The 14,100-nt window shown below is 67.1% G+C and carries 13 protein-coding genes; 10 read left to right on the forward strand and 3 right to left on the reverse strand.

The window, feature by feature from the left end; genetic code table 11:
• Positions 1-95: 95 nt before the first annotated feature.
• Both dut and coaBC read right to left on the reverse strand, forming a co-directional pair.
• Entirely contained in the window at positions 96-575 is a 480-nt protein-coding gene (dut, locus tag IBX53_RS10890) for a dUTP diphosphatase (protein ID WP_290909073.1), read from the reverse strand.
• 28 nt (positions 576-603) lie between these two features.
• Positions 604-1,935: a bifunctional phosphopantothenoylcysteine decarboxylase/phosphopantothenate--cysteine ligase CoaBC gene (gene coaBC / locus IBX53_RS10895; RefSeq protein WP_290909076.1), complete on the reverse strand. Its 1,332-nt coding sequence runs from the start codon at positions 1,933-1,935 to the stop codon at positions 604-606.
• Between the two features lie 114 nt (positions 1,936-2,049).
• On the opposite strand from coaBC, the gene radC reads away from it, so the two are divergent.
• The 9 genes from radC to IBX53_RS10940 all read left to right on the forward strand — a co-directional run bounded on the left by radC (position 2,050) and on the right by IBX53_RS10940 (position 10,587).
• Positions 2,050-2,724 carry a DNA repair protein RadC gene (gene radC, locus IBX53_RS10900; protein ID WP_290909079.1) on the forward strand — a complete coding sequence of 225 codons (675 nt, stop codon included), beginning with the start codon at positions 2,050-2,052 and terminating at the stop codon, positions 2,722-2,724.
• Positions 2,725-3,277: 553 nt separating this feature from the next.
• Positions 3,278-3,514 (forward strand): 50S ribosomal protein L28, encoded by a 237-nt coding sequence (rpmB, locus tag IBX53_RS10905; RefSeq protein ID WP_213312076.1) that lies wholly within the window; start codon positions 3,278-3,280, stop codon positions 3,512-3,514.
• Between the two features lie 27 nt (positions 3,515-3,541).
• On the forward strand, positions 3,542-3,697 hold the full coding sequence (gene rpmG / locus IBX53_RS10910; RefSeq protein ID WP_290909083.1) for a 50S ribosomal protein L33: 156 nt from the start codon (positions 3,542-3,544) through the stop codon (positions 3,695-3,697).
• 92 nt (positions 3,698-3,789) lie between these two features.
• Positions 3,790-4,620 (forward strand): bifunctional DNA-formamidopyrimidine glycosylase/DNA-(apurinic or apyrimidinic site) lyase, encoded by an 831-nt coding sequence (gene mutM, locus IBX53_RS10915; RefSeq protein WP_290909086.1) that lies wholly within the window; start codon positions 3,790-3,792, stop codon positions 4,618-4,620.
• A 16-nt stretch (positions 4,621-4,636) separates the two neighbouring features.
• Positions 4,637-5,830, forward strand: coding sequence for a class I SAM-dependent rRNA methyltransferase (locus tag IBX53_RS10920; protein WP_290909088.1), 1,194 nt, complete (start codon positions 4,637-4,639; stop codon positions 5,828-5,830).
• Between the two features lies 1 nt (position 5,831).
• Positions 5,832-6,149, forward strand: coding sequence for a DUF2007 domain-containing protein (locus IBX53_RS10925; protein WP_290909090.1), 318 nt, complete (start codon positions 5,832-5,834; stop codon positions 6,147-6,149).
• A 168-nt stretch (positions 6,150-6,317) separates the two neighbouring features.
• Positions 6,318-7,343 (forward strand): tryptophan--tRNA ligase, encoded by a 1,026-nt coding sequence (gene trpS / locus IBX53_RS10930; protein ID WP_290909093.1) that lies wholly within the window; start codon positions 6,318-6,320, stop codon positions 7,341-7,343.
• Positions 7,344-7,557: 214 nt separating this feature from the next.
• A complete protein-coding gene (locus tag IBX53_RS10935; protein ID WP_290909096.1) occupies positions 7,558-8,766 on the forward strand; it encodes a YeeE/YedE family protein in 1,209 nt (402 codons plus the stop codon).
• A 141-nt stretch (positions 8,767-8,907) separates the two neighbouring features.
• Positions 8,908-10,587 carry an NAD-dependent malic enzyme gene (locus tag IBX53_RS10940; RefSeq protein ID WP_290909098.1) on the forward strand — a complete coding sequence of 560 codons (1,680 nt, stop codon included), beginning with the start codon at positions 8,908-8,910 and terminating at the stop codon, positions 10,585-10,587.
• Between the two features lie 119 nt (positions 10,588-10,706).
• Here the strand turns inward: IBX53_RS10940 and acnA are convergent, their stop codons facing one another.
• Positions 10,707-13,463 carry an aconitate hydratase AcnA gene (gene acnA / locus IBX53_RS10945; RefSeq protein WP_290909100.1) on the reverse strand — a complete coding sequence of 919 codons (2,757 nt, stop codon included), beginning with the start codon at positions 13,461-13,463 and terminating at the stop codon, positions 10,707-10,709.
• A 206-nt stretch (positions 13,464-13,669) separates the two neighbouring features.
• On the opposite strand from acnA, the gene IBX53_RS10950 reads away from it, so the two are divergent.
• Entirely contained in the window at positions 13,670-13,891 is a 222-nt protein-coding gene (locus IBX53_RS10950) for a CPXCG motif-containing cysteine-rich protein (protein WP_290909102.1), read from the forward strand.
• Positions 13,892-14,100 lie beyond the last annotated feature (209 nt).

Genomic DNA, 14,100 nt, shown 5'->3' on the forward strand with positions numbered 1-14,100 from the left:
AGATGGAGGCGGGAACGGTCTGGGTCTCGGCTGTCATGGGTGTCCTTGTCCTGTGTTTCCTGTGTGTCCTGTGAGCGGCATGGGCGGGCCGGGTGTCAGTGGCGACCGGAGCTGCCGAAGCCGTCCTCGCCCCGGGAACTGGCGGCGAAGTCCTCGACGACCTGCAGCTCGGCCTGCACCACGGGAACAAGCACATACTGTGCCAGTCGTTCGAAGGGCTGGAGAGTGAAGTGCGTCTGGCCACGGTTCCACACCGAAATCATCAGCTCGCCCTGGTAGTCGGAGTCGATCAGGCCGACCAGGTTGCCGAGCACGATGCCGTGCTTGTGGCCGAGGCCGGAGCGGGGCAGGATCATGCCGGCAAGGCTGGGGTCGGCGATATGGATGGCGAGTCCGGTGCGCACCAGCTCGCACTCGCCGGGCGCCAGCGTCAGCGGCGCCTCGAGCAGGGCGCGCAGGTCCATGCCGGCGGAGCCCTCGGTGGCGTAGCGGGGCATATGGTCGCGCAGGCGCTCGTCGAGAAGCTTCACGGCCAGGCGGGGCCTGGCGAGGCCAGGTCGGGGAGTATCGGACATCGAGGGCTTCCAGGGTGGTGAGTCGGGGTCAGGGATGTCGGCGAGCCTGCAGGCAGACCAGGGCGTGGCGGATCACCGCCATGGCGAGTCGAGACTTGGCCTGGGGGGCGAGCATTTCCTGGTCGATACCGTCGCCTTCCGGCGACGCGCCGTCCTGCCCGACCGCCTTCCGCCACAGCACCAGGGCCGCATTGTCGTCGGCACCGAAGCCGAGCCCGGGGCACGAGACGTCATTGGCAACGATCATGTCGAGCCCCTTGCGGGCGAGCTTGTCGCGGGCATAGGCCTCGAGGTCGCGGGTCTCCGCGGCGAAGCCCACCACGAAAGGGTGGCCCGTCCCTGCGGTGCGCTCGGCGGCGACGGCGGCGATGATGTCGGGGTTCTTGACCAGCCGCAGGGTCAGTCCCTCCTCGCCCTCGACCTTCTTGATCTTGTGCTCGGCGGCGCGCTCGGCGCGGTAGTCGGCCACCGCGGCGCAGCCGATGAAGAGATCACTGGCTGGCGCCAGTCGCCTCGCGGCCTCATGCATCTCCAGCGCCGTCTCCACCTCGAGACGCTCCACGCCCTCGGGGCAGGGCAGGCTGACCGGACCGCTGATCAGGCGCACCGTCGCTCCCAGTGTCGCCGCGGCCTCGGCCAGGGCGTAGCCCATCTTGCCGGAGCTGTGGTTGGAGAGGTAGCGCACCGGGTCCAGCGGTTCCCGGGTGGGGCCAGCGGTGATGGTCACGGTCAGGCCGGTGGCCTCCCGGGAGGCCGCCGGCGCCTCGTCGGGCGCCGTGACAGGAGCCGGCGTGTCTTCGGGCGCCTTGTGCAGCAGCGCATCAAGGATTGCCTCGGGCTCCAGCATGCGACCCGGGCCGACATCGCCGCAGGCCTGCTCGCCGCTGGCGGGCCCCAGCAGCCGCCAGCCGTCCTCGGCGAGCCTGGCGGCATTGCGCTGTGTTGCCGGATGACGCCACATGGCCTGGTTCATGGCCGGGGCCATCACCTTTTCGGCCTCGCTGGCCAGGCACAGGGTGGTGAGCAGGTCGTCGGCCATGCCGGCGGCCAGGCGTGCCATGAGGTCGGCGGTGGCGGGGGCGATCAGGATGGTGTCGGCCCAGCGGGCCAGCTCGATGTGGCCCATGCCGGCCTCGGCTTCGGGGTCGAGCAGCGAGGTGCGCACCGGCTCGCCGGTCAGTGCCTGCAGGGTCAGCGGGGTAATGAAGGCCTGCGCGCCATCGGTCATGACGACGCGCACTTCGCAGCCGGCCTGCTTGAGCAGCCGGGCGAGCACGGCGCTCTTGTAGGCGGCGATCCCGGCGCTGATGCCGAGCAGCACTCTCGTGCCAGGAGTCCGGAGTCCTGAAGGCGATGACATGGGCTTGTTCCAGGGCGCTGTTGTGAGCCATCTACCTTACCACCCGCGCCGAACCTTGCGTAGACGAGGGAGTGGCTACACTGAGGTGCAAACGGGCAGGGCAGGGAGGCGACGATGTCGATCAGGGACTGGCCGGAGGGCGAGCGCCCCCGGGAAAAGCTGCTGGCGCTGGGGTCGGAGACGCTGTCGGACGCCGAGCTGCTGGCGATCTTTCTGCGGGTGGGCGTGCAGGGGCGCTCGGCGGTGGACCTGGCCCGGGACCTGCTGCTGGAGTTCGGCGGCCTGCGCCAGCTGCTGGAGGCGGATCGCGAGCGCTTCTGCGCCGCCCGGGGCATGGGCAGTGCCAAGTATGTGCAGCTGCAGGCCACGCTGGAGCTGTCGCGGCGCCACCTGGCCAGCCAGCTGGCACGGGGCGAGGCACTCACCTCGCCGACCCTGGTGCGCGCCTATCTTTCCAGCCAGCTGCGCCATCTGGGGCACGAGGAGTTCGCCGCGCTCTTCCTCGACAGCCAGCACCGGGTCATCCGCTATGAGTCGCTGTTTCGCGGCACCCTGGACAGCGCCTCGGTCTATCCCCGCGAGGTGGCCCGTCGCGCCCTGGAGCTGGGCGCCGGGGCCGTGATCTTTGCCCATAACCACCCCTCCGGCATTGCCGAGCCCTCCGATGCGGACCGGCGCATCACCGATCGGCTGCGCGAGGCGCTCGGGCTCTTCGAGATCCGCGTGCTGGACCACTTCGTGGTGGGGGATGGCGAGGTGGTCTCCTTTGCCGAGCGGGGGTGGCTGTAGCCCCGGGTTTCAGCCGGTGGCTATGGCGCCTTGCCAGGCAGGGCAATCGCTGTTACCCGAAGCGAGAGGCGCCGGGGACAGGTCGAAGGGGAGGTCCTATGCCAGGGATGGCATCGGTAGCGCCCAGGGAGGGGTTCACAGCGCCTCCCCGAAGACCTGTCGCCGGAACAGCTTCGAGCGCTACCTCCATCTGCGATAGCCCTGCTTTGCCAGGCGCCTCGCTAGCGCTTCTTGGGGCACTTTGATAAACTACGCGCCCGGCTGCGCTCGGTTCCCGGGTTTGACGTCGGCCTGGCGTCCGGGATTCAGGGTCGCAAGCATGCTCTCCGTCATCGGTTGGCCAGGTGCGCCACGCCCCGTTGCGGCGCCACCTTATGTCCTGCTGGATCTGCGCTGCGCGCTTGCCCGGCGCGGCGGTCTCTGGTATAAAGTGCAGCCTTTGAATTCCCTTGGGTCAAATTTCACGGGATCTCCCGGTTTGCCCGACAGGTTTTGAACACTCAGGGTTCGCGCATCAGGCGTCGAACACCTGGCCCAGCGGTTGGAGGCTCCAATGTCAAAAGTATGTCAGGTTACCGGCAAGCGCCCGGTGACTGGTAACAACGTTTCACACTCCCAGCGCAAGACCCGCCGCCGGTTCCTGCCGAACCTGCACTCTCACCGTTTCTGGGTGGAGTCAGAGAACCGCTTCGTCAAGCTGCGCGTCTCTTCCAAGGGCATGCGCATCATCGACAAGAAGGGCATCGAAGCGGTGCTCGGCGACATCCGCAAGCGCGGCGAAGCCGTCTAAGCGATATCCATTCAGGGAGCAGCAGTCATGCGCGACAAGATCAAGCTGGTGTCCAGTGCCGGTACCGGCCACTTCTACACCACCGACAAGAACAAGCGGAACACCCCGGACAAGCTCGAATTCAAGAAGTTTGACCCGGTTGTTCGCAAGCACGTGATGTACAAGGAATCCAAGATCAAGTAAGCCCTTGGTCTTCTTCCGCAGGTGTTCCAGCCTGTCTGCCTGAACCCGGCTGAGTGATCAGCCGGGTTCAGGCGTTTCTAGCGAGAGCGCCGATGCCCGAACTGCCTGAAGTCGAGACCACCCGCCGTGGCATCGCCCCCCACGTGGAGGGACGCGAGATCAGCGAGGTCATCGTGCGACAGCCGCGCCTGCGGGTGCCGGTGCCGGCGGATCTGGCCGAGCGGCTGGTGGGGGCGCGCATCGGCGAGCTTTCCCGTCGCGCCAAGTATCTGCTCGTACCGCTTTCCGGCGGCGACTCCGCCGGTGGCACTCTGCTCTGGCACCTGGGCATGTCCGGCAGCCTGCGCATCGTTCGGCTCGGCGAACTTCCGAAGAAGCATGATCACATCGACCTGGTGCTCGAGGATGGCGCCATCCTGCGCTATCACGACCCGCGTCGCTTCGGCTTCGTCGACTGGCTCGCCGGCAGCTTGGAGCGGGACCCTCGCCTGGCACGCCTGGGGCCGGAGCCGCTGTCGGAGGCCTTCGACGGTGAGCGGCTGTTTTCGCTCTCCCGGGGGCGGCGCGTGGCGGTGAAACCCTTCCTGATGGACAACGCCGTGGTGGTGGGGGTTGGCAACATCTACGCCGCCGAGGCGCTGTTCCTTGCCGGCATCGATCCGCGCCGCGCCGCCGGGCGCATCAGTCGAGAGCGTTTCGATCGCCTGGCCGCCGCCGCCCGGGAGGTGCTGGCCGCCGCCATCACCCAGGGCGGTACTACCCTGCGTGACTTCGTCGGCGGCACCGGCGAGCCGGGCTACTTCAAGCAGCGCCTCAACGTCTACGGCCGCCACGGCCAGCCCTGCCGGCGCTGCGGCACCGAGCTGCGCCTCGTCACCCTCGGGCAGCGGGCCAGCGTCTACTGTCCCTTCTGCCAGACCTGATTCTCGAGAGATTTCCATGACCCTGTCCTCCCTGCGTCTGAAGAAGCACGCCGACCGCCGCCTCAAGGCCGGCCACCTGTGGCTCTATTCCAACGAGATCGACACCGATGCCACCCCGCTCAAGGGCCTCGAACCCGGGCAGCAGGTGGTGGTGGAGGCCGCCAACGGCAAGGCGCTGGGAGTGGCCTATGTCAATCCGAACTCGCTGATCTGCGCGCGGCTGGTCTCCCGGGACCCGAAGCAGGGGCTCGACCGCTCGCTGCTGGTGCATCGCCTCAACCAGGCCCTGGCGCTGCGCCAGCGCCTGTTCGCCGCGCCCTACTATCGCCTGGTGCACGGCGAGGGCGACCTGCTGCCGGGCCTGGTGATCGATCGCTTCGGCGACACCCTGGTGGTGCAGCTCAACACCGCCGGCATGCAGGCGGTGTTGCCCGAGCTCCTCGACGCCCTGGACAAGGTGCTCGCGCCGACCATGGTGGTGCTGCGCAACGATACCAGCGGCCGTCGCCAGGAGGGGCTCGAGCTCGGCGTGGAGGTGATCAAGGGCGAGGTCAGTGAGCCGGTGATGCTGGAGGAGAACGGCGTGCGCTTCACCGCCCCGGTGCTCGATGGCCAGAAGACCGGCTGGTTCTATGACCATCGCGTCAACCGCGCCTGGCTCAACCAGTTCGTCGCCGGCAAGCGGGTGCTGGACCTGTTCAGCTACGTGGGCGGCTGGGGCGTGCAGGCCGCGGCCAGCGGCGCCAGCGAGGTGCTCTGCGTGGATTCCTCCGCGGCGGCCCTGGAGCGCGTCGCCGAGAACGCCGCCCTCAATGGCCTGCACGAGCAGGTATCGGTGGGCGAGGGCGACGCCTTCGAGGCCCTGGCGGCCCTCAAGGCCGACGGCGAGGAGTTCGACGTGGTGATCCTCGACCCGCCGGCCTTCATCAAGAAACGCAAGGATATCCCCGTTGGCGAGCGCGCCTACGGCAAGCTCAACCGGGATGCGATTCGGCTGCTGGGCCGCGATGGCCTGCTGCTGTCGGCGTCCTGCTCCATGCACCTGGCGCCGGAGCGGCTGGTGGATGTGGTGCGCGGCGCGGTGCGCCACCAGGACCGGCATGGCCAGGTCATCTTCCAGGGCCACCAGGGGCCGGACCATCCGGTGCACCCGGCGATCCCGGAAACCAGCTACCTCAAGGCCCTGGGCGTGCGCGTCTTTCGGGACTGACATGAGCGTCGATTCGGTGCGCGTCTTCGCCCACTCCAATGCGCTGCTGGTCAGCCATGTCAGCAACCTGCTGGAGGCCGCGGGCATCCCCGCCCAGCTGCGCAACATGACCCTGGGCGGCGGCGCCGGCGAGTTGCCGCTGGGAGAGTGCGAGCCCGAGGTGTGGGTGAAGCCCCACAACCGCGAGCGCGCCGAGACGCTGATCCGCCAGGCCCTGGCCGGGGAGAGCGAGGCGCCGGCCTGGCGCTGCCCCGGCTGCGGCGAGCCCCAGGAGGGCGTCTTCGACGCCTGCTGGCACTGCGGCACGCATCGCCCCTGAAATGCCATGGTAGGCGCCTCGTCGATAGCCCGGCACGCCGGGGCCCGACCGGCCCCGTCCATGCCGGCCAGGCTCACTGGTGTCCCGAGACGGTGAGGCTCGGTCGCCATGTGGGGGGGCGCGCGTTACCATAGCCGGCATTTCCGAACAGCAGAGTCCGTCTACCCCATGAGTGCAGCTTCCGAGAAGACCCGCGTTCTCACCGGCATCACCACCACCGGCACCCCTCACCTGGGCAACTATGTCGGCGCCATCAAGCCTGCCATCGAGGCGAGTCAGGACCCGAACGTGCAGTCCTACTACTTCCTGGCCGACCTGCATGCGCTGATCAAGTGTCAGGATCCGCGCCGGGTGCAGGCGTCGCGCCTGGAGATCGCCGCCACCTGGCTGGCGCTGGGGCTGGACACCGACAACGCCATCTTCTATCAGCAGTCCGACATCCCCGAGATTCCCGAGCTGACCTGGATGCTCTCCTGCGTCTGCGCCAAGGGGCTGATGAATCGGGCCCACGCTTACAAGGCGGCGGTGGCGGAGAACGAGGCCGCCGACAACCAGGACCCCGACAAGGGCATCACCATGGGGCTGTTCGGCTACCCGGTGCTGATGGCCGCCGACATCTTGATGTTCAATGCCAACAAGGTGCCGGTGGGGCGCGACCAGATCCAGCACATCGAGATGGCCCGCGATATCGCCGGGCGCTTCAACCACCTCTACAAGGGCGACTACTTCACCCAGCCCGAGGCGGTGGTCGACGACAACGTGGCGGTGCTGGGCGGCCTGGACGGCCGCAAGATGTCCAAGAGCTACAACAACACCATCCCGCTGTTCACGCCCGAGAAGAAGCTGCTGAAGCTGGTGCGCAAGATCAAGACCAACTCCCTGGAGCCCGGCGAGCCCAAGGACCCCGAGACCTGCACCCTGTTCCAGATCTACTCGGCCTTCTCCACTCCGGAGGCGACCGCCGCCATGCGCACCGAGTACGAGAACGGCATCGGCTGGGGCGAGGCCAAGAACCGTCTCTTCGAGACCCTCAACGAGCAGCTGCGCGAGCCCCGCGAGCGCTACCAGGCGCTGCTGGAGGACCCCGGCCATATCGAGGCGGTGCTGAAGAAGGGTGCCGAACGCGCCCGCGCCGAGGCGGCTCCCTTCATGGACCGCCTGCGCCAGGCGGCGGGCCTGGGACGCTTCGTCTGACCGCCTGACTGCCTGTCGCGAAAGGGGCCTTTGGCCCCTTTCGCCGTTTCGGGTCCATGGCCTGAATCTATCGAGAGGATAGTGCCTCCTGGGATATTCGCTTTTGATATTAATATTTTCGTTTAAATTCTTTTACGTTCTTTGTGTGGGCGATTAGCATGCTTTCATCTATTGGCGCGGTCCGCCCGTCCTGTTGTTACCGAGAGAGCCCACCATGAGTGAACTCACCCTGACGCAACGTTCCCGACTTTCCGTGCCCGCGGTGGCCGCCGGCGCTCTGCTGCTGGGTGCCCTGGCCGTGGGAGCGGCCTTCGGTGCGCGTATCGGTGCACTGATGGTGGTGGGTGGCCTGCTGGGCATGGTGCTCTACCATGCCGCCTTCGGCTTCACCGCCGCCTGGCGGGTGTTCATCACCGAGCGCCGCGGCCGCGGCCTGCGTGCCCAGATGGTGATGCTCGCCATCGCCGTGCTGCTGTTCTTCCCGGCCCTGGGCGCGGGTTCCCTGTTCGGCAGTCCGGTGTACGGCTATGTGGCACCGGTTGGCGTCTCGCTAGTGTTCGGCGCCTTCCTGTTCGGTATCGGCATGCAGCTCGGCGGCGGCTGCGCCTCCGGCACCCTGTTCACCGCCGGCGGTGGCAACGCCCGAATGCTGATCACCCTGCTGTTCTTCATCGTCGGCTCGTTGATCGGTACCGCCCACTTCAGCTGGTGGCAGAGCCTGCCCGCCTTCCAGCCGGTATCGCTGGTCAACGAGTTCGGCGCCGGTGGCGGCATCGTCGTGAGCCTGGTGCTGTTTGCCGCCATCGCCGCCTTCACGGTGGTGATGGAGAAGCGCCGCCACGGCCGGCTGGAGCAGGCGCCGGTGATCGATGCCGGCAACCTTCGCTGGCTGACCGGCCCCTGGCCGCTGCTGTTCGGTGCCGTGGCCCTGGCGCTGCTCAACTTTGCCACCCTGGCCCTGGCCGGCCGCCCCTGGGGCATCACCTCCGCCTTCGCCCTGTGGGGGGCCAAGGGCTTCGAGGCGATGGGTGGAGACGTCAGCCAGTGGGGCTACTGGCAGGCGAGCTGGAATGCCTCCGCCCTGCAGGCCAGCGTATGGAGCGACATCACCACGGTGATGAACGTCGGCATCATGGTCGGTGCCCTGGTGGCGGCGTCGCTGGCCGGCAAGTTCGCCCCCAACTTCCGCATTCCAGCGCGCTCGGTGCTGGCGGCGGTGATCGGCGGCATCATGCTTGGCTATGGGGCGCGTCTGGCCTTCGGCTGCAACATCGGGGCCTACTTCGGCGGCATTGCCTCCGGCAGCCTGCATGGCTGGGTCTGGCTGGTGGCGGCCTTCGCCGGCAACATGCTCGGGATAAAGCTGCGCCCCTTCTTCTTCGCGGGCGAGGCCGGCCGCCTGTCTACGGCGAAGGGCTGCTGAACCGCGTCAGCGAAGGGTGATCTACGCGTGATCTCGCGCCCCGGCCACGGCCGGGGCGCGGTCGTATCGAGCGTGATAGAGTGTTGAAAGGCGCCGCCAGAGCGTCAACGGCTCGTTCCAGTCACCGTATCGAGATCAGAGATGACCATCGAAACCAAGCGTCCCCTCTATATTCCCTATGCCGGCCCTCCGCTGCTGGAGATGCCGCTGCTCAACAAGGGCAGCGCCTTCAGTCAGGAGGAGCGCATTGAATTCAACCTGATCGGCCTGCTGCCCCAGTGCGTGGAGTCCATCGAGGAGCAGGTGGAACGGGCCTACCGCCAGTATCGCCAGTGCCAGAACGACCTGGACAAGCACATCTACCTGCGTGCCATCCAGGACGACAACGAGACCCTCTATTTCCGCCTGGTCTCGGAGCACCTCGAGGAGATGCTGCCGATCATCTATACGCCCACGGTGGGCAAGGCGTGCCAGGAGTTCTCCAATATCTACCGCAATCACCGCGGGCTCTTCATCGCCTACCCCGATCGTGATCGCATGGATGACATCCTGCGCAGCTCCACCAAGGACCGCGTCAAGGTGATCGTGGTCACCGACGGTGAGCGCATCCTCGGCCTGGGCGATCAGGGCATCGGCGGCATGGGCATCCCCATCGGCAAGCTGGCGCTCTATACCGCCTGTGGCGGCATCAGCCCTGCCTACACCCAGCCGATCATGCTCGACGTGGGCACCAACAACCCGGCGCTGCTCGACGACCCCATGTACATGGGCTGGCGCCACCCGCGCATTCCCCAGGAGGAGTACGACGCCTTCGTCGATCAGTTCATCGACGCCGTCAAGCGCCGCTGGCCCAATGTGCTGCTCCAGTTCGAGGACTTCGCCCAGGCCAATGCCATGCCGCTGCTCGAGCGCTATCGCGATGAGCTGTGCTGCTTCAACGATGACGTGCAGGGCACCGCCTCGGTGGTGGTGGGCACCCTGATGGCCGCCTGCGAGGCGCGCGACGAGGGCATCGGCCAGCAGCGGGTGATGTTCGTGGGTGCCGGCTCTGCCGGCTGCGGCATCGCCGAGCAGGTGGTGGTGGCCATGCAGGCCGAGGGGCTCACCGAGAAGGAGGCCCGAGCGAGGGTCTTCATGGTGGACCGCGAGGGGCTGGTCACCGCGGAGCAGACCTGGCTGCGCGACTTCCAGAAGCGCCTGGCCCACGACCCGGCCCTCACCGAGGGCTGGCAGGGCCAGGAGCTGGTGGAGACGATCCGCCGCATCAGGCCCACGGTGCTGATCGGCGTCTGCGGTCGTCCCGGCATCTTCACCGAGGAGGTGGTGCGTACCATGCACGCCGGCTGCGAGACACCGGTGATCATGCCTCTCTCCAACCCCACCTCCCAGGCCGAGGCGCTGCCCGAGGATGTGATCCGCTGGACCGAGGGCGCTGCCCTGGTGGCCACCGGCAGCCCCTTCCCGCCGGTGTCGTACGGTGGGCAGACCTATCCCATCGCCCAGTGCAATAACGCCTATATCTTCCCCGGCATCGGGCTGGGCGTGGTGGCAGCCGGGGCGAAACGGGTGACCGATGACATGCTGATGGCGGCCTCCCGGGCGCTGGCCCGGGAGGCCCCCATCGTGAAGGAGGGGGAGGGAGCGCTGCTGCCGCCGCTTGCCAAGATCCGCGAGCTCTCCAAGTCCATCGCCTTCGACGTGGCCGCCCAGGCCCAGGGGGAGGGCATGGCGCTGAAGACCAACGGGATCAAGCTGCGCGCCGCCATCGAGCGCAGTTGCTGGACGCCGGAGTATCGCCTCTATCGCCGTCGGTCGTTCTGAGTCGCGACACCGCTACGATAATGGCCCCGCCGGGTAACCGGCGGGGCTATTCTGATTGACGAGGAGAAGCTCAAGGCTATTTCGGCGATCAGGCGGGGCCGCCTACTAGGCCGCCCCGCCTAGGCGGCCCCAATCATCTTGCGCAGCACATAGTGGAGGATGCCGCCGTGGCGGTAGTACTCCAGTTCGTTGGCGGTATCGATGCGGCAGAGCGCCTCGATCGTCTGCTCGCCCTTGTCGGACGTCACGGTCACCTTGACCCTGCCGCCGGGAGTGAGCTCGGCAAGCCCCGCGATGGAGATCTTCTCGTCACCGGTGAGGCTCAGGGTCTGGCGGCTCTCCCCCTCGGGGAACTGCAGCGGCACCACACCCATGCCGATCAGGTTGGAGCGGTGGATGCGCTCATAGGATTCGGCCAGCACCGCGCGGACGCCGAGCAGGCGGGTGCCCTTGGCGGCCCAGTCGCGGCTGGAGCCGGTGCCGTACTCCTTGCCGGCGATCACCACCAGCGGCGTACCCTCTTCCTGGTACTTCATGGCGGCGTCATAGATCGCCATCTGCTCGCCCGAGGGCACGTGACGCGTCTCGCCGCCGACCACGCCGTCGAGCATCTCGTTCCTGATGCGCACGTTGGCGAAGGTGCCGCGCATCATGATCTCGTGGTTGCCGCGGCGTGAGCCATAGGAGTTGAAGTCCACCGGCCTGACGCCGTGCTCCTGCAGGTAGCGTCCGGCAGGGCTGTCCGGCTTGATGCTGCCGGCCGGCGAGATGTGGTCGGTGGTCACAGAGTCGCCCAGCAGGGCGAGTATCCGGGCGTCATCGACGTTCTCGATGGCGTCGGGCTCGCGGCCCATGCCCTCGAAGAAGGGCGGGTGCTGGATATAGGTGGAGTCCTTCGACCACTGGTAGACCTTGCTCCGGGGTACCTCGATGGCCTGCCAGACATCGTCACCCTCGAACACCTCGGCATACTCCTTGTGGAACATCCCGGTATTGACCCTGGCTACCGCCTCGGCGATCTCCGCCTGGCTGGGCCAGATGTCCTTGAGATAGACCGACTCGCCGTCCTTGCCGGTGCCGATGGGGTCCTTCGTCAGGTCGCAGCGCACGTTGCCGGCCAGCGCGTAGGCCACCACCAGCGGCGGCGAGGCGAGCCAGTTGGTCTTCACCAGCGGATGCACGCGGCCCTCGAAGTTGCGGTTGCCCGAGAGTACCGAGGCCACGGCGAGGTCGCCCGCTTCTATCGCCTTCTCGATCGCCTCCGGCAGCGGGCCGGAGTTGCCGATGCAGGTGGTGCAGCCGTAGCCCACCAGCTGGAACCCCAGGGCGTCGAGGTCCTCGTTGAAGCCGGCAGCGGCAAGGTAGTCGGTGACCACCTTGGAGCCAGGGGCGAGGGAGGTCTTCACCCAGGGCCGGGTATCCAGCCCCTTCTCGCGGGCCTTCCGCGCCACCAGGCCGGCGGCCATCATCACGCTGGGGTTGGAGGTGTTGGTGCAGGAGGTGATGGCGGCGATCACCACGTCGCCCGGGTCGAGCTTGAACTGCCTGCCGTCCAGCTCGATGTCCTGGTTGTCGTGGTGTTCGTAGCTCTCCTCGACGCCCACGGCGGTCTGGCCGCCCTCGGACATCAGCTTGCCCTTTTCCACCGTGCGCTCGGGGGAGGAGGGTGCCTTGGCTTCATCCTCCATGACCTTCTCGAAGGCGGCCCGCATGTCGCCGAGGGCCACGCGGTCCTGGGGACGCTTGGGGCCGGCGAGGCTGGCCACCACCTCGCCCATGTCGAGTCCCAGGGTGTCGCTGAATACCGGCTCCGCGCCGGGCTCGCGCCAAAGCCCCTGGGCCTTGCTGTACGCCTCCACCAGGGCCACCTGGTCGTCGTCTCGGCCAGTCAGCCGCAGGTAGTTGAGGGTCTCCTCGTCCACCGGGAAGAAGCCGCAGGTGGCGCCATACTCGGGGGCCATGTTGGCGATGGTGGCGCGGTCCGCCAGCGGCAGGTCGTCGAGGCCGTCGCCGTAGAACTCCACGAACTTGCCGACCACGCCTTTCTTGCGCAGCATCTCGGTTACCGTCAGCACCAGGTCGGTGGCGGTAATGCCCTCCTTGAGCTTGCCGGTGAGCTTGAAGCCGATCACCTCGGGAATCAGCATGGAGACCGGCTGGCCGAGCATGGCGGCCTCGGCCTCGATGCCGCCCACGCCCCAGCCCAGCACGCCCAGGCCGTTGATCATGGTGGTGTGGGAGTCGGTGCCCACCAGGGTGTCGGGGTAGGCGAAGGTCCTGCCGTCCTCCTCCTTCGTCCAGACCGTCTGGCCCAGGTACTCCAGGTTGACCTGGTGACAGATGCCGGTGCCCGGCGGCACCACTCGGAAGTTGTCGAAGGCCTGCTGGCCCCAGCGCAGGAACTCGTAGCGCTCGTGGTTGCGCTCCATCTCGATGGCGACGTTGTCCCGGAAGGCGGTGGCGTTTCCGAAGTTGTCGACCATCACCGAGTGGTCGATGACCAGATCCACCGGGGAGAGCGGGTTGATGCGCGCCGGGTCCTCCCCCAGCGCCTCGACGGCGGCGCGCATGGAGGCGAGATCCACCACCCCGGGCACGCCGGTGAAGTCCTGCATCAGCACACGCGCCGGGCGGTAGCCGATCTCGCGGTCGGAGCGGGCCTCTTGCTGCCAGTCGACCAGCGCCTGGGCGTCCTGGCGGGAGACGCTCTCGTCATCGGCGAAGCGCAGCTGGTTCTCGAGAAGGATCTTGAGGGTCATGGGCAGCCGGTCGATGCTGCCCAGCGCCTCGGCGGCCCTGGCGAGGCTGTAGTAGTGGACGGTGCGACCGTCGACGTCGAGGGTCTGCAGGGTTTCCGGCAGGGAATCGGTGCTCATCGATGCCTCCTCTCGCGGAGAGTGAACGAACCTTCCTGGTCGTCTATCTGACTTGGTCATGATAGGCGCCATTTTCAAGCGCTGCCCGGCGTGAACGAGGTGTCGCCTTGAAAACCGATCATGCCGGATCCACCTCGACAGGATGATTAGCGTGATCAGGGTGGCACGCTGCCATGACCGCCGGGTGACCGGCACCGGGAGGCACCATGCATGAGGAACAACTGGCATCGAGTCGGGTGCATTGCCCCTACTGCGATGCCCCCTTTGACCTGCTGGTGGATGCCTCCCAGGGCAGCCACGTCACCTGGGAGGACTGCCACGTCTGCTGTGCGCCGATCCAGGTATGCATCGAGGTCGCCTTCGGCGATGATCTCGACGCCGAGGCTGGCTTCAACCTGACGCTGGGGCGCGACGACGAGGTGCTCTAGGCTCTGCCCGAAAACTGGCTGCGCTCGACCATACGGCGTTAAAAATCAGCTCAAAGTACTCATTTACACCCCGTAAACTCCGTCTTTTCGCTGATTTTTGCCTTGTCTGTCCTTCGCTCGCCGACTTTTCGGACAAAGCCTAGGAGCCCGTCCGGGCTGCTACAATGGCGCCACTTTCACACGATATTGCCACGAGGTTTCTTCCATGA

It is taken from the genome of Halomonas sp., from assembly GCF_014859505.1.
Classification (GTDB): Bacteria; Pseudomonadota; Gammaproteobacteria; order Pseudomonadales; family Halomonadaceae; genus Halomonas.